We start from the raw sequence: 15,215 nt of genomic DNA on the forward strand, positions 1-15,215 counted from the left end.
AGCGGATATCAAAAATGATAATAGCTAAGCTAATGAATAAGATGTAATGAATGAGATGTAATACACAAGATGTAATAAACGAGATCATAAGTAAAACGATATTGATTCCTTATTGATGATATTAAAACAGGCGAACGAATGAAATATATCAGTACACGCGGGGGCGATGCGCCCAAATCTTTTTGTGATGTTGTATTAGAAGGTCTATGCCGAGATGGCGGTTTGGCTATGCCGGAGTCGATTCCACAGATTCCACGTGAAACATTAGATCAATGGCGAAAAATAGAGCGCTATAGTGATTTAGCGGTAGAAATCGCTTCACTCTATGCGACCGATATTCCTAGGGAAGATCTCAAAAAAATGATGGATCGAGCTTATAATGGCGAGAATTTCGCAGTAGAGTCGATTATTACTACCCGTAACATTGCTAACAATGTGACAATTTTAGGGTTATCAGAAGGTCCTACTTTTGCCTTTAAAGATATGGCAATGCAGTTTTTAGGGCAATTATTCCCCTATATTTTAGAAAAACAGAATAAAACTTTAAATATTGTGGGTGCTACATCAGGGGATACAGGCTCGAGTGCGATTCACGCAATGAAAGGCAAGCCTCGCATTAATGTGGTGATGTTAAGTCCTTATAATCGAATGAGTGCTTTCCAAACGGCGCAGATGTATTCAGTACAAGATGAGAATATTCATAATATCGCTATAGAAGGCGTTTTTGATGATTGCCAAGATCTTGTAAAAGCACTCAATAATGATATTGCGTTCAAAGAGAAACATCATTTAGGTGCGGTGAACTCAATCAACTTTGCGCGGATCTTAGCGCAGATTATCTATTACTTTAGAGGTTATTTTATGGCCACGAAAAGTAATGATGAAAAAATCGATGTGGTTGTTCCGTCCGGAAACTTTGGTAATATCTTTGCCGGCATAATGGCACGTAAAATGGGCTTGCCAATTCATAAATTAATTTTGGCAACGAATGAGAATAATGTTTTAGATCAGTTCTTTAAAACAGGTATCTATCAACCGCGAGCTTCGAAAGAGGTGCATTTAACCTCAAGTCCCTCAATGGATATTGCTAAAGCGAGTAATTTTGAGCGTTTCATCTATCTCTTAGCCGGAAGCGACAAGACTAAAGCGCTATGGCAAGAGATTGAGGAGAAAGGATTCTTTGATCTATCGAAAGATCCGCTATGGGCAGAGCGAGCCATGTGGAATATTGAATCGGGTTCAAGTTCTCACGCAGATCGTATTAAGACGATTCAAGCAGTATTTGAAAACTCAGGTGAATTAATCGATCCTCACACTGCCGATGGCGTTTTTGTGGGAAGTCATTATTTAGATCAACATATTCAGCTCTGTCTTGAGACTGCAAAACCGATTAAATTCTATGAAACGATTAAGCAAGCGGTGAAGGACGCGCCGTTTGATTTGACTGAGGTGACGAGAATTGAAGCGTTGCCACAGAAAAAAGAGGTGATGGCTAATAATGTCACGCTTCTACGTCAATTTATTGAAGCCGTTTTAGACTAAGGAATATAAAATATCATGAAAAAAACATCATTTCCGAAAGATGAGATGAAAGTGCTACTCTTAGAGGGAATTCATCAAGATGCGATTGACTATTTCAAACGTGCAGGATATAGCAATCTTGAGATTCACTCTACGGCACTAGAGGGAGATGCACTCATTGAAGCGATCGAAGATGCGCATATTATCGGTATTCGTTCTCGTACACAATTGACCGCGGAAGTATTACAAAAAGCGCCCCGTTTAATGTCAATTGGTTGCTTCTGCATTGGTACGAATCAGGTGGATTTAGAAGCTGCGAAACATTTGGCAATCCCTGTTTTTAATGCGCCTTACTCTAATACGCGTTCTGTTGCTGAGCTTGTCATTGCGGAGATGATTATGCTTAAGCGCGGTATTCCTTATAAAAATTATATTTGCCACCAAGGTGGATGGGATAAGTCGGCTAAAGGTTCTTATGAAGTGCGTGGGAAGACTTTAGGCATCGTGGGCTATGGTCATATTGGGACGCAGGTTGGGATTATTGCCGAGAGCCTTGGTATGCAAGTGCTATTTTATGATATCGAGTCAAAACTCTCTTTAGGCAATGCTCAACAAGTAGAGACACTTGAAGAATTATTATCGGTGGCTGACGTGATAACACTTCACGTTCCGGAAGATGATACGACTAAAAATATGATGAATCGTGCACGTATCGAAAAGATGAAGCAAGGTTCTGTGCTCATTAATGCGGCGCGTGGTACGATTGTAGATCTTGACGCGTTGGCGGATAGTATCAAGGCTGAACATATTTTAGGGGCAGCAATTGATGTATTCCCTGTAGAGCCAAAATCTAATAGTGAAGAGTTTCAAACGCCCCTACGGGATTTGCAAAATGTGATTTTAACCCCTCATATTGGTGGCTCAACGCTAGAAGCACAACAAAATATTGGGATTGAAGTGGCTTCTAAATTAGTGCTTTATTCTGATAATGGATCAACTGTTTCAGCGGTGAATTTCCCTGAAGTAATGTTGCCCAAACAACCGGGTAGTCATCGTATTTTACATATTCACGAAAATACACCGGGTATTTTACGCGCGGTGAATGATCTTGTGGCGAGTTTAGATCTTAATATCAATGCGCAGTATCTACAAACACTCGGGGAAGTGGGGTATGTCGTATTAGATGTATCGGGAGATGCTGCAAATGCGCAGAAATTACAAACAGGTATGAAAGAGATCAAAGGTACCTTAAAATGCCGGATTTTATATTAGGATCATCATTAAATTTGTAAATTTTTATTGGTTATTACGAATATATAAATATAATGGGCTTATAGCGATGGCATAAGTCCATTTTTTATATTTATATTTATATCTAATATTGATTGTACACATCATAACGATAATCCTTTGTAAGGGATATTTTACCGATTCAAACTCAGAGAGAGAGATTACCATGTCATTAAGAGATCAATTAGTGAAAGCTGGAATAGTTTCTAAAGAGAAAGCTAAGGCAGTGGAGAATGAGGGATCTAAACGGAAGTTTCAAGCACATCGTGATAAGAAGCTAAAGGCAGAGCTTGAGGCTGAAAAAGCACAAAAGGCGGCGGAACTTAAAGCCTTTGATGAAGCGAAAAAAGCAATGGATCGTGAAAAAAGTCAAGCAATTCAAGCGGCACAGGAGAAGAATCGTGCTCGCAGTGAAATGCGCGATCTGATCGACCGGGAACGAGTCAATAAAGAGAAAGGGGATGTGCGCTTTAACTTTACCCACGATGGGAAGAAGATTCGCTCGGTATTTGTGACTGATAAACAGCATAAAGATTTGAGTGATGGAAAGTTGATGATCTGTCGTAATGACCGAGATGGTTTTGATTATCCTATCTTGCCAGTTAGCTTTAAAGATCGTATTCATCATCTAGAAGAGAAGCTTGGAGAGAAGATCTTCTACTATCTCTCTGAAGCGATGACGCAAGGAGATGAAGAGGCCGAGTGGGCCGCTTGGGATGCTTATGAGGAATCATTGAAGAAAGACCCGAAACATAGTGGTGAGTAGTGATAACGCTTATGAAGTCAAGTCTGTAGGATAGAACCGATCATTTAAAAAAGGATAAATTTCTACAGTCTATTCTTTCTAATGACAAAAAGCGCCATTTTGGCGCTTTTTGTTGTTTTAAGAGTGTTTTTTATAGTAAATTGGGTTTAAAAAAGTAGTTTTTAAGCCGCTAATGTGGGATTTTAAAAGAAGATAAAACCTGACTCACCAACACTTGCAAGATGCCGGATAGAACAGCTTCCTTGCTTATTACAACTGAGGCGCCGGCATTTAAATAAGCTTATTTTGAACCGATTTCACTATATGTAAACAGGTAGTGAGAGCCTACTATTTTTTAGATTGCTGCTTCTGTTCCTCTTTGATCTTCTTTGCAAAGAAGTAACCGAGAAAAGAGAGCATTGCAATCATAAAGACGATACCAAAACCGATGATGAAGATGAAATAGGGATCTGCCCCAAAAAGTGCTGTCATAAATTACTACCTCATAATATCGCTATGTTAAATAGATGTTACTTAGGTTGAAATCACTCATTGAATATTATTTTTATGATTCATTTTATTATTTGTTCTGTTATTGCTTAACATTGAAAATAGTTGAATTGATAAACAAATATTTTACAGAATTTAGATAGCCTTACTATTCCATAAAATCAAAGGGGAATCTAGCGAAATGGCAGAACTCTGCGGGGAGTTTGACACGTATCAAATTTTGATAGTGAATCGGTTATAAAGAGACAAAAAAAGACCTAACAACATTGGGTTATTAGGTCTTTTGATATGGTGGCTCGAGGCAGAATCGAACTGCCGACACGCGGATTTTCAATCCGCTGCTCTACCGACTGAGCTATCGAGCCGTAAGAAGTAAGATAGGTATTAAACAGGATAATGAGCACTTCGTCAAGGAGAAATTGATCTTTTCATCAGAATGAGAAAATTTTGATCGAAATGAGTGCATGGATTTTATTGATTGATATCTCCTAAATTCGCTTTTATATAGCGCGCTTTGGTGCAAAAAAATAGCGTTTAGAGTAGTTGAACAAATCAGGAAGAAAGTCAGACGAAGGGGGAAAACAAAAAAACCTAATAACGTTTTGTTATTAGGTTTCTTAATATGGTGGCTCGAGGCAGAATCGAACTGCCGACACGCGGATTTTCAATCCGCTGCTCTACCGACTGAGCTATCAAGCCGTGCTGATGAAAGCTATTAAACAGTATTATCCCGACTTCGTCAAGATGTAATGTTGCTGTATTATTGCGCAATAGCAAAGGGCTATTGATATAACAGGGTAAAATAAAGGTTTGTGATTATAAAAGTGAGACGGTAATGTGGCGGCATATCACTGAAAATATTGAAGAATCTCTATCTCGTGGTTTTCCCGGCGGGCAATTACTGCTCGAATTATCGGGTGAGGTAATCTATGAGCGCAATTTTGGTAGTCAAGCCTTAACTCAATGCCAAGTGGTTGATGATCAATTACAGGTAGCGCGAGGTGCGCCGGTAACAGAAAAGACACTCTTTGATATTGCTTCTCTTACTAAAATTTTCGCCACAACCTATCTTTTTCAATATTATGCGAAGCGAGATCCCAAACTTCTCACACAACGAATTGTCGATTTTTGGCCGGATATGCTTAGTATTTCATCAAATAAGTCTATTGCCAATATCACGATTGAAATGTTCTTATCGCATCACGCCGGCTTTGAGCCAAATCCGCTCTTTTATGATCCTAAGTATGATCTAAAGCTCTATTGCCAAAATAGGACGAGTTTTTTAACCTCATTGTTACAAGCACCGTTAATTCATCCGCCTGGCGCTCAAGGGCTCTATTCTGATGTGGATTTTATGCTCTTAACCTTTATTTTAGAGCGCTATGCCGAGAAATCTATTGAACATCAATTATCAGAGATTTTTTGGGAGCCTCTAGAGCTTTGCGATATTCTCTACAAGCCATTAGACTCTGGGCGATCGTTCAATACCCTAGCTGCTACCGAAAGATATGGCAATACGCGCGATGGTTTGATTAGTTTCCCGAATATCAGAACAGAGATGATTCAAGGGGAAGTGCAGGATGAGAAAGCTTATCACTGTATGGATGGCATTTCAGGACACGCTGGGTTATTTGCTAATGCGAGAACACTTTTGTCACTATTTCGTTTGATGTATCAGCCCAATGACTATTTTAATGAAGTGACAATTAATCGATTTTTAACGCCGCCATTTTCTGATCCGACCTTTGGCTTAGGTTGGCGTTTAAATGGGCCGGATATGTGTTATATGTTTGGAGATGAAGCGTCTTTACAATCCTTTGGGCACACTGGTTGGACAGGATGCCTTGTGATGCGAGATCCGAAAATTGCATTAACGATGATCTATTTAACCAATCGTAAAAATACACCGGTGATTAACCCGGCTGAAAATCAACATCTCTTTTATGGAGATCGATTGCCGGCAGGACGATATTTGAATATGATTCAAGCAATCTACCAAGACTTAGCAGGGATGGGAAAATGAAGGATAACGCTTTGAAAGAGGGTAACAGGATGAGTGTCAAAAAGGGATTTATAATAATGATTGCGCTTCTGTTGGGCGCTTTAATGCCATTGGGATTTGCACCTTTTTCGTTGTCGCTTATTGTGCCTCTAGCATTAGTGGCACTTTTACAATTAACAGTGTCTCAACCCCCCCGTTTTAGCGCACTATTGGGGCTCTTATTTGGCTTTGGCTTTTTTGCTTGGGGAATTTTCTGGGTGCGAATTAGTCTAGTGCAATTTGGAGGAGCACCCTTAGCGCTTGGATCGTTTGTGGCACTACTGCTGGCACTCTATCTCGCGCTCTATTATAGTTTGTTACTCTATATCACAAAGCGATTAGGCAAGTGGTTACAAGTTGTTTCTAAAACTCAAGAATCGACGCTGAGCACTTCAAAACCAGAGAAATATTCAAGAAGCTCGTTAATCGCATTTGCCATACAATATGGTCTTATTTTCCCGCTTGTCGGTGTGTTATTAGAGTATCTACGTAGTAACCTCTTTTCCGGATTTCCTTGGTTAGCCTTAGGCTATAGTTTTACTGATCTTCCCGTTGCAACGTGGCTCTTCCCACAAATGGGGGCGCTGATGGCAAGCTTTTGGGTTTACTGGATTGCCGGATTGCTCTTCTTATTATTGCGGGCTTTATGGGGGAAACAGTTTCTGCTCTATCTTTTCCCAAGTATTATGGGTGGCGTGATCGTTGCCTTATTGATGGTGATCCTCTCTACTATTTCAACGCCGATTGAACGAGGGAATGAAAAGATTCAGGTTGCCTTGGTGCAGGGTAATATTCCGCAAGAGATGAAATTTAGCCAAGCGCAATATCAAGCGATTATTCGGCGTTATTACCAACTAACAGAAAAAGTCGCACCGAAAGTTGATTTAATCATTTGGCCAGAAACGGCGATCCCGGGAATTTATGAAGATGATTTTTCGTTATCGACGGTATTGCGAGATCTCTCTGCAGAGTCAGGGAGTACGATTGTCACAGGGGTTTTCTCAACGGAAGGGGCTCAAATTCGCAACTCTATAGTGGCTTATGGTGCAGATAGCAGTAGTGATCAGCTCTATCATAAAGTGCATTTAGTCCCTTTTGGCGAATATATTCCTTTTCGTTCACTATTAAGTCTCTTTGGCAATATGATTGAAATTCCTTTCGCGGATCTGTCGGAAGGAACGATGATGCAAAAACCGCTCTCGTTTATGACGGCACAAGGCCGCTTCCAAGGAGGGAGTTCGATCTGTTATGAAGCAGTTTTTGGAGATGAGGCGCGTTTAATGGGGCGAGAGTCGGATTTCTTAATCAATGTCAGTAACGATGCTTGGTTTGGGGATTCCATTGGTCCTTGGCAACATTTTCAAATTACTCGCGCTCGGGCGATTGAGTTACAGAAAGAGATGGTGCGTTCTACTAATAATGGGATTACCGCTTGGATTAGCTCTAATGGGCAAGTGAAAGCGATGTTACCGCAATTTCAAGAGGGTACATTAGAAGTCGCCGTAACGCCGATACGCGGAATGACTGCTTATGCATGTTTTGGGGATCTATTTTGGAGTGTCAGTTTTCTACTGCTCTTAAGTCTTACGATGTTGATAGGGCGCTCTTATTGCCGGAAATTAATCGCTAGAAACTAATCGCCGGCAACTCACTGATGGTAGTTAACTATAAGATCAATAACGGAAACTATGGTTAGTAAGATCAGTTTAAAATAAGTATTACTCAAATGCCGGCGCGTCGGTAGTGGATATCGTGCGAACCTACTCTCGAAAAGGAAGGGGTGAATATCTCGCATAGAGAATGCAGCTGATAAAGAGAATAACCGTTAAGAGAAAGTAGATGCTACCAATGGCCGGATGACCTGAAACCCAAATATCAGTTGCAGCGACAAGGTAGAAGAGCGAGAGGAAGCTTGTCCAAGCGTGGGTAAAGCGACGAGCGCGTAATAACCCTCTTGCCGGGAATACAAGAGGCATCAGTAGTCCAATAATCAAGAAAATCCGAGGCTGATCTGGATAGATTCGGTTACTCACAATGCAGTAAATCGTAAAAAAGAAGAGGCCGAAGTAAGCCACTAAGGTGGAAATTCTTGAAATAGGAACAATTGGGCGCATTATAGTCATCTAATCCTTAAGCGTTTAACAACGTGTGATATTCGCTTTTGTATGTCTAATAGAAATATGGAGTGATAAGGCGCTATCTTATCATTGAACGAAGAGAGAGCAAAGTATGCCAGAATTACCTGAAGTTGAAACCGTCCGAGCCGGTATTTCCCCGCATCTAGTAGGGGCAAAAATTGGCGCGATAGAGATTCGCAATGATCGTTTGCGGTATCCTATTCCTAAAGCGATAGAATCCCTCTATGGCGCGGAGATTATGGCAATTGAACGGCGGGCGAAATATCTCATTCTCTATACCGAGAAGCATAAAATTTTGATTCATCTTGGAATGTCTGGCGCGATTCGCATTGTTGAGAATGAGAGTGATCTTGAGTGGCAAAAGCACGATCATTTTATTATGCAGATGGATAACGATCGGTTGATGGTGTATCACGATCCTCGGCGGTTTGGTTTTATTCTGCTCTACGATCGAGAGGCAACGATCCCTTTCTTAGAAAAGTTAGCCCCCGAACCATTGAGTGATACTTTTTCTGCAGATTATCTCTTTGCTAAATTAAACGGTCGAACAAGGCCGATTAAATCTGTAGTAATGGATCAAGCTTTTGTCGTGGGTGCCGGGAATATTTATGCGAATGAATCTCTCTTTATGGCGGGTATTCATCCTGAGCGTCCGGCGAATAATTTGAATAGAGAGGAAGTTAAACGTTTAGTGTCGGCGATTAAAGCGGTATTAACTCGGGCGATTACTCAAGGAGGAACGACCCTGAAAGATTTCACAACGCCGGATGGTCATCCGGGCTATTTTGCCCAAGAGTTATTAGTATATGGGCAAAAAGGGCAACCTTGTGCACTTTGCCAAACGCCTATTGAGCGAATCGTGCTTGGCAATCGAGCCACCTATTTCTGCCCTCAATGTCAGAAATAATCTACCTCGCTATTTAAAGATAGAGGGGTTATAACATCGAAGGAATGCTTGTTATTTTTATAGACAATTTTTGGCATAAGATCAAAAGGAAAAACGATTTAGCGCTGAATAGGGCTATCACTTCCCGAGAAAAAGTGATAGGGTGAAGTAAAGGTAGATCAAGATTGTTCAATTGATGAATAGGCCTAAAAGCCTTTGAAAGCATTAATTAATCATTAAGAATGAATAATCGTTGATCGCTTTGAAGCTCTTGATATAACAATTGATAATGAAATGAAGGAGAGTTTGTATGAATGTTAATTTAACAGGTCATGGTTTAGAGTTAACGGATGGACTTCGTGCACGAGTAGATGAGAAGTTTTCAAAACTTGAACGTTTTAGTGATCATATTACCGGCGCACACGTCGTTTTGAGCATTAAAGATAAACAACAAGCTGCCGAAATTACACTGAATATTGCGAAGGGTAAAGATTTACATGCCGAGGCAATTAGTGAAGATATGTATCAATCAATTGATGAACTAGCCGGTAAAATTGAGCGTCAACTGCTCAAACAGAAAGAGAAAGCAATGACCGCTGAGCGTAAGCAAGGACAAGAGATTCGTCAAGAAGAGGAAGAAGTATAAGACGATCTCAGTCGTGATTACATAGTTTAGAAAATATACCTAAATAGAATAGTGCAGGAAGCCCCGTATTTTTATGCGGGGTTTCTCTTTTGTCTTGAACTATTTCAGCGTATCATACGGCTATCTTTCTCTCGATTAATCAACAAAGGATGCATTATGTTCCCTGCAGATGCGAAACATCTTGTGGTCGGATTTGGTATCACCGGCCTCTCTATCGTTAAAGCCCTAAAAGTCTTAAATGTAAAACATATTTGGGCACTTGATTCTCGGGAGAACCCGCCTAATTATGCTGAAATTGCACCATTGTGTGAGGAGACTGCTGTCGGTGGTTTTTCAACGGCATTATTAGATCAATGTGATTATCTCTGGTTAAGCCCCGGCGTTGCACTAGCAACTCCTGAGCTACAATCAACCTTAGTGCGTTTGCCACAATCGCATATTGGGGGCGATATAGAGTTATTCGCCCGCTTAGTAGAAGAGAATATCATTGCCATTACCGGCACGAATGGAAAGAGTACGGTGACCACGCTGTTAGGCGCTATCTTTGCTGAAACGGGTTATGATCTCTATGTGGGTGGGAATCTCGGGCTTCCGGCACTAGAGCTTTGGCTTAAGTATCAATCTCGAGATCAAACAGATCTACGGGAACCCCTCTTTATCTTAGAGTTATCGAGTTTTCAGTTGGAAACCACAACGAGTCTTAAAGCCGATGTGGGCGTATTGCTCAATCTATCGCCGGATCATCTCGACCGCTATCGTGATTATGAGCACTATATTACCTCTAAGTTTAGACTCTTTGCCCAGTCAAATAATATTATGATCCCTGCCGGAAGTACCGCTATCGAAGCGGATCTTATGGCAGGAATGGCAGATCATCGTTATCAGTTTGAATTAGGCAAAGATTCAATCTATCGCTTTGCGCTGACAGATAGATCGGCAAGCGATAATGATAATGAGCAAGTCGATTATTGGGCAGATTTAGAATCGAAAATGATTATTAGCAGAGAAGGGGAGCGAGTGAGTTTCCGGGGGAGCCATTTAGGCGGTTTACATAATGTCCTCAATATGATTGCGGCGACCGGAGCGGCTGAGATTTTTGGTGCGTCTCTCAAAGCCATTGAGACAGGAATTACAAACTATCAACCGCTTGCTCATAGAACTGTTAAAGTGCGTACCCTTGATGGTGTGACTTATTACAATGATTCAAAGGCGACGAATATCTCTTCTACGGAAGCTGCGATTTTAGGATTTCCGGAGCGTAAGTGGGTTATTTTAGGAGGCGTCACGAAAGGTCAAGATTTCTCGATCTTAGAAACATTATTAACGCATAATGTGGCAGGTGTTGCATTGATTGGTGCGGATTATTCTACGATTTTGCCCCATATTCCAAAGAGTATTCTCTGTTTTAAGAGCGATACATTAACGCAAGCAGTCAAGGATATTCGGCAAGAGGCGGCTGTAGGTGATATTGTCTTATTCTCACCGGCCTGTGCTAGCTTCGATCAATTCAGAGGATTTGAACATCGCGGTGAAGTGTTTGAGACATTAATTCAGACATTATAGATAGCCTTGAAATAAAGGTACTGATAGGGGATTTTGAGATGATTTGTGTAAAATACCTTTTTTAACAACTAGCTCAAAAATAGAGGTGGCATTATGATCTCACTAGTAAGAGTATGTTACAATTTCAACCATATTGACTAAAATTTAGGTGTACTTTGAAAAACGCATTACCTTCAAAAATTCATACCGATCCGTGGTTATTAGTAACGACGGTTATCTTCTTGCTGATTGGACTGATGATGGTGACAACCGCATCAGGTTATATTGCTGAGTATTACGGTTTATCGCCATATCATTATGGTATACGCCAATTAATGTATATTGCGATAGGGATTATTGTGGGGGGCTTTATCTATATTAAGGTAGATTTGGTTCTTTGGTATCGATTAACACCCATTTTAATGATCATTACTATTATTTGTTTAATATTGGTGCTGATTCCCGGAATTGGACGAGAGGTGAATGGCGCATTGCGTTGGATTCCTATTTCGGTTTTTAACTTTCAGCCTGCCGAGGTCGCTAAGTTCTCTATTGTGATGTATATTGCCTCCTATCTTCATCGGCATAAGGAGACGATTGATGTGAGGGCTACTGCACTGATTATTCCGCTTGTGGTGATGGGGTTTCTCGGTATTTTGCTGCTATTAGAACCTGATTTTGGTTCAACTGTGATCATCTTTGTGATTGGTTTAGGACTACTCTTTATTGCGGGCGTGAGTATCTGGCAATTCTTATGTGTTTTAGTGCCAACTTTAGGTGTGATGGCATTTGTTGTTTTGACATCCCCTTATCGCCGAGCGCGCTTATCAGGTTTTATGAATCCCTGGGATGATCCTTATAATCAAGGTTATCAGTTGGCTAATTCACTTATTGCCATTGGTCGAGGCAAGCTCTCTGGTGTCGGTATTGGAGAGAGTATGTCAAAACTAGGTTATCTCCCTGAGGCCCACACGGATTTTATATTTTCCATTTATGCTGAAGAATTTGGTTTTTTTGGCGTTGTGATCCTTGTGTTCCTCTATCTTGCTTTTGTCTATCGGACTTTTGATATAGGACGCAGGGCAGAAGAACTTAAACGATATTTTGCGGCTTATATCTCTTATGGCATTGGTTTCTGGTTTGGTACGCAAGCGTTGATTCATATGTGTGTAGCTTCAGGCTTATTGCCGACTAAAGGATTAACTCTCCCACTTATTAGTTACGGAGGATCCAGTATTGTCATGATGTTGATCGCGTTGAGTGTATTGTTTAAGGTCGATCGCTTTGTGCAAACTGAAGAATTAGTAGACTACCAGAAAAAACAAGCGAGAAAAGCAGAGCAAGCGCTTACTGAATCGAATATTAAAGTAGGTCTGAAATGAATGTAATAGAGCGAGATCCACTACAACTAGATGCGACGAAAGGTAATATTGTCATTATGGCCGGTGGAACAGGGGGGCATATCTTCCCTGGTTTAGCTGTTGCTGAAGATTTGAAGCAAGCGGGATACAATATCTATTGGCTAGGGGCAAATGGTTTAGAAACGCGTCTTGTCCCTCAACATGGATTACCCTTACACTCACTCAGCATTAAAGGGCTACGAGGGAATGGTATTGCCGGATGGTTAAAAGCGCCTTTTATTCTTTTAAAAGCGGTGCGTGAAGCAAAAGGTTTCCTTAAAGAGATTAATCCTGTTTGTGTTGTCGGATTCGGCGGTTTTGCAGCAGCACCAGGCGGTATCGCTGCAAGATTATTGAGGATTCCGTTAGTAATTCATGAGCAAAATGCCGAGCCGGGATTAGTGAATCGTCTACTCTCTCGATTAAGTCAGCGTAATCTTGCTGCCTTTAATCAAAAATTGCCGAATGCATTAGTGGTGGGTAACCCTATCAGAGCCTCTCTTTTAGCATTGCCGGATTATCGTGAGCGTTATGAATCAAGGGGAAACGAGCCTTTACGCATTTTAGTTTTTGGTGGGTCACAAGGGGCACGTATTTTAAATCAATTGATGCAACAGTTTGCAGAAGAAGAACTTTCAGATCAGTTTGAAATTTGGCATCAAACAGGCTCAGCATTCTATGAAGCGCATAAAGAAGATGATTGTTTCAATCGCGAGAATTATCGTTTAACCCCCTTTATTGAAAATATGGATGAAGCTTATAGTTGGGCTGATCTCGTGATTTGTCGAGCGGGCGCATTGACTGTCTCTGAAATTTTAGCAGTGCATGTCGCTAGCTGTTTTATCCCTTTTGCAAAGGCTGTAGATGATCATCAAACTAAAAATGCACAGGCCGTTGCGGATATTGGAGGCGCTTTTCTCTATTCCGAATCAGAGATGAATGTGTCAGTATTAGAGCAACTTTTAACATCATTTACTCGTGAAAAAGCCTCAGAGATGGCGAGTAAAACAGAAATTTTAGCAAAACCTGAAGCAACTAAGAAGATTGTTTCAGAAATTCAAAAGGTTATAGCGTCATGAATCATAAAAGTTATATTTGTCCTACCGATATGCGCCGCGTTGAGCGAATCCATTTTGTGGGAATCGGTGGATCAGGAATGTGTGGGATTGCAGAAGTACTCCTCAATCTTGGGTATGAAGTAACCGGTTCAGATATCGCCGGTTCACCGGTTGTTGAACATCTTATCGATTTGGGTGCACTCGTTTGGATAGGGCATGATAAGGCGCACGCTTTAGGTGCCGATGTTGTTGTGGTATCCACAGCAGTTAAAGAGGATAATCCTGAAGTCATTAGTGCGAAAGAAGCACGTATTCCTATTATTCAACGCGCTCAAATGCTCGGAGAGTTAATGCGTTTTCGCTATGGGATCGCTGTTGCCGGAACACATGGTAAAACAACGACAACAAGCCTTCTTGCCTCGATCTTAGATGAAGCAGGGCTTGATCCTACTTATGTAATTGGTGGTCGTTTAAATAGCTCAAATGTAAACGCACGTTTAGGGTTAGGGCAATATCTTGTAGCTGAAGCAGATGAGTCAGATGCTTCATTCTTGCATCTTCATCCGATGTCAGCGATTATTACCAATATCGATCAAGATCATATGAGTACCTATGGTGGTGATATTGAGAATTTGCGAAAGACTTTTATTGAATTCTTACACTTACTGCCATTTTATGGTTTAGCAGTACTCTGTATCGATAATGAAGAAGTGGCGAATTTAGTGCCGCGGATTCATCGCCCGATCATTACTTATGGTGAAGCAGAAGGCGCTGATTATCAACTATTGCGCTATGAATCGAAAGGCATGCAAACCTGCTTTGAGCTTAAGATGCCTAATGGTACAAGTGAATTTACGGTGGCGCTTCCTGGTAAATATAGTGTGTTAAATAGTATTGCTGCGATTGCTATTGCCAATGATTTAGGGGTGCCACATCCCGCTATTCGCCGCGCACTTCGCCGTTTTAAAGGGATTGGTCGGCGTTTTCAGTTCCACCCTTCAGTTCCACTTAAAGCAGGTGGCAATGTGGAGGTGATGGAAGATTATGGTCATCATCCAACCGAAATTCGAGCAGTATATGAAGCGTTGACTACGGCTTATCCGGAGAAGCGGATTGTTGTTGCGTTCCAGCCACATCGCCATTCTCGTACAGCAGAACTCTATGATGAATTTGTAGAGGTCTTATCAACGATTAATACGGTTTTAGTTACAGATATCTATGGCGTACGGGAAACACCGATAGCAGGTATTAGTGGCGAACAATTAGCAAAAGATGTGGCGACTAAAGGTGGGAATCAAACATTGTTTGTGGGCAGCATTGATAATATTCGAGATCAATATGCCACTATCGCACAAGAAGGGGATCTGATTGTGATGATGGGCGCTGGCAATATTGGCGGCATTGCTGCAAACTTTTATAAAGGGGGCGCTCTTTAGAG

The 15,215-nt window shown here is 41.1% G+C and carries 13 protein-coding genes and 2 tRNA genes; 11 read left to right on the forward strand and 4 right to left on the reverse strand.

Translation table 11 applies throughout. The features are described 5' to 3' along the window. Positions 1-138 precede the first annotated feature (138 nt). The 3 genes from thrC (at position 139) to WMO13_RS01905 (ending at position 3,577) form a co-directional block, all read left to right on the forward strand. The gene (gene thrC, locus WMO13_RS01895) at positions 139-1,542 is read left to right on the forward strand and encodes a threonine synthase (RefSeq protein ID WP_026879646.1); all 1,404 of its coding nucleotides are present in this window, start codon (positions 139-141) and stop codon (positions 1,540-1,542) included. Between the two features lie 15 nt (positions 1,543-1,557). Next, positions 1,558-2,793: a phosphoglycerate dehydrogenase gene (serA, locus tag WMO13_RS01900; protein ID WP_026879647.1), complete on the forward strand. Its 1,236-nt coding sequence runs from the start codon at positions 1,558-1,560 to the stop codon at positions 2,791-2,793. A 184-nt stretch (positions 2,794-2,977) separates the two neighbouring features. Further along, a complete protein-coding gene (locus WMO13_RS01905; protein ID WP_026879648.1) occupies positions 2,978-3,577 on the forward strand; it encodes a DUF2058 family protein in 600 nt (199 codons plus the stop codon). A gap of 327 nt (positions 3,578-3,904) precedes the next feature. On the opposite strand, the gene WMO13_RS01910 is transcribed toward WMO13_RS01905, so the two are convergent. The 3 genes from WMO13_RS01910 to WMO13_RS01920 all read right to left on the reverse strand — a co-directional run bounded on the left by WMO13_RS01910 (position 3,905) and on the right by WMO13_RS01920 (position 4,765). Then, positions 3,905-4,048, reverse strand: coding sequence for a hypothetical protein (locus WMO13_RS01910; RefSeq protein WP_156923325.1), 144 nt, complete (start codon positions 4,046-4,048; stop codon positions 3,905-3,907). A 307-nt stretch (positions 4,049-4,355) separates the two neighbouring features. Further along, a tRNA-Phe gene (locus WMO13_RS01915) sits at positions 4,356-4,431 on the reverse strand. 258 nt (positions 4,432-4,689) lie between these two features. Then, positions 4,690-4,765 (reverse strand) — tRNA-Phe (locus tag WMO13_RS01920). A gap of 136 nt (positions 4,766-4,901) precedes the next feature. Between WMO13_RS01920 and WMO13_RS01925 the strand changes: the two genes are divergently transcribed. Then, complete coding sequence (locus tag WMO13_RS01925; RefSeq protein WP_051396347.1) at positions 4,902-6,089, forward strand: serine hydrolase; 1,188 nt, start codon at positions 4,902-4,904, stop codon at positions 6,087-6,089. After that, entirely contained in the window at positions 6,086-7,744 is a 1,659-nt protein-coding gene (gene lnt / locus WMO13_RS01930) for an apolipoprotein N-acyltransferase (RefSeq protein WP_084331548.1), read from the forward strand. The genes WMO13_RS01925 and lnt overlap by 4 nt, the downstream gene beginning before the upstream one ends. Before the next feature lie 123 nt (positions 7,745-7,867). On the opposite strand, the gene WMO13_RS01935 is transcribed toward lnt, so the two are convergent. Further along, a complete protein-coding gene (locus WMO13_RS01935; RefSeq protein ID WP_026879650.1) occupies positions 7,868-8,221 on the reverse strand; it encodes a DUF2069 domain-containing protein in 354 nt (117 codons plus the stop codon). Positions 8,222-8,336: 115 nt separating this feature from the next. On the opposite strand from WMO13_RS01935, the gene mutM reads away from it, so the two are divergent. From mutM to murC, 6 genes are all read left to right on the forward strand, one after another. Beyond that, a complete protein-coding gene (mutM, locus tag WMO13_RS01940; RefSeq protein ID WP_026879651.1) occupies positions 8,337-9,152 on the forward strand; it encodes a bifunctional DNA-formamidopyrimidine glycosylase/DNA-(apurinic or apyrimidinic site) lyase in 816 nt (271 codons plus the stop codon). 289 nt (positions 9,153-9,441) lie between these two features. Next, the gene (gene hpf, locus WMO13_RS01945) at positions 9,442-9,777 is read left to right on the forward strand and encodes a ribosome hibernation-promoting factor, HPF/YfiA family (protein ID WP_026879652.1); all 336 of its coding nucleotides are present in this window, start codon (positions 9,442-9,444) and stop codon (positions 9,775-9,777) included. Positions 9,778-9,933: 156 nt separating this feature from the next. Beyond that, complete coding sequence (murD, locus tag WMO13_RS01950) at positions 9,934-11,340, forward strand: UDP-N-acetylmuramoyl-L-alanine--D-glutamate ligase (protein ID WP_026879653.1); 1,407 nt, start codon at positions 9,934-9,936, stop codon at positions 11,338-11,340. A gap of 155 nt (positions 11,341-11,495) precedes the next feature. After that, positions 11,496-12,701: a putative lipid II flippase FtsW gene (gene ftsW / locus WMO13_RS01955; RefSeq protein ID WP_026879654.1), complete on the forward strand. Its 1,206-nt coding sequence runs from the start codon at positions 11,496-11,498 to the stop codon at positions 12,699-12,701. Next, positions 12,698-13,798: an undecaprenyldiphospho-muramoylpentapeptide beta-N-acetylglucosaminyltransferase gene (gene murG, locus WMO13_RS01960; protein WP_051396349.1), complete on the forward strand. Its 1,101-nt coding sequence runs from the start codon at positions 12,698-12,700 to the stop codon at positions 13,796-13,798. Before ftsW ends, murG begins: the two co-directional genes overlap by 4 nt. After that, positions 13,795-15,213, forward strand: a complete 1,419-nt coding sequence (murC, locus tag WMO13_RS01965; RefSeq protein WP_026879656.1) for a UDP-N-acetylmuramate--L-alanine ligase — start codon at positions 13,795-13,797, stop codon at positions 15,211-15,213. Before murG ends, murC begins: the two co-directional genes overlap by 4 nt. Positions 15,214-15,215: the final 2 nt, after the last annotated feature.

Origin of the sequence: Ignatzschineria larvae DSM 13226 (assembly GCF_038500265.1) — a bacterium.
GTDB lineage: Bacteria > Pseudomonadota > Gammaproteobacteria > Cardiobacteriales > Wohlfahrtiimonadaceae > Ignatzschineria > Ignatzschineria larvae.

Excerpts from the sequence above, each read along its gene's own strand:
- thrC (WP_026879646.1), top strand. The coding sequence starts at position 139 with ATGAAATATATCAGTACACGCGGGGGCGATGCGCCCAAATCTTTTTGT.
- serA (WP_026879647.1), top strand. The coding sequence starts at position 1,558 with ATGAAAAAAACATCATTTCCGAAAGATGAGATGAAAGTGCTACTCTTA.
- WMO13_RS01905 (WP_026879648.1), top strand. The coding sequence starts at position 2,978 with ATGTCATTAAGAGATCAATTAGTGAAAGCTGGAATAGTTTCTAAAGAG.
- WMO13_RS01910 (WP_156923325.1), bottom strand. The coding sequence starts at position 4,048 with ATGACAGCACTTTTTGGGGCAGATCCCTATTTCATCTTCATCATCGGT.
- WMO13_RS01925 (WP_051396347.1), top strand. The coding sequence starts at position 4,902 with ATGTGGCGGCATATCACTGAAAATATTGAAGAATCTCTATCTCGTGGT.
- lnt (WP_084331548.1), top strand. The coding sequence starts at position 6,086 with ATGAAGGATAACGCTTTGAAAGAGGGTAACAGGATGAGTGTCAAAAAG.
- WMO13_RS01935 (WP_026879650.1), bottom strand. The coding sequence starts at position 8,221 with ATGCGCCCAATTGTTCCTATTTCAAGAATTTCCACCTTAGTGGCTTAC.
- mutM (WP_026879651.1), top strand. The coding sequence starts at position 8,337 with ATGCCAGAATTACCTGAAGTTGAAACCGTCCGAGCCGGTATTTCCCCG.
- hpf (WP_026879652.1), top strand. The coding sequence starts at position 9,442 with ATGAATGTTAATTTAACAGGTCATGGTTTAGAGTTAACGGATGGACTT.
- murD (WP_026879653.1), top strand. The coding sequence starts at position 9,934 with ATGTTCCCTGCAGATGCGAAACATCTTGTGGTCGGATTTGGTATCACC.
- murG (WP_051396349.1), top strand. The coding sequence starts at position 12,698 with ATGAATGTAATAGAGCGAGATCCACTACAACTAGATGCGACGAAAGGT.
- murC (WP_026879656.1), top strand. The coding sequence starts at position 13,795 with ATGAATCATAAAAGTTATATTTGTCCTACCGATATGCGCCGCGTTGAG.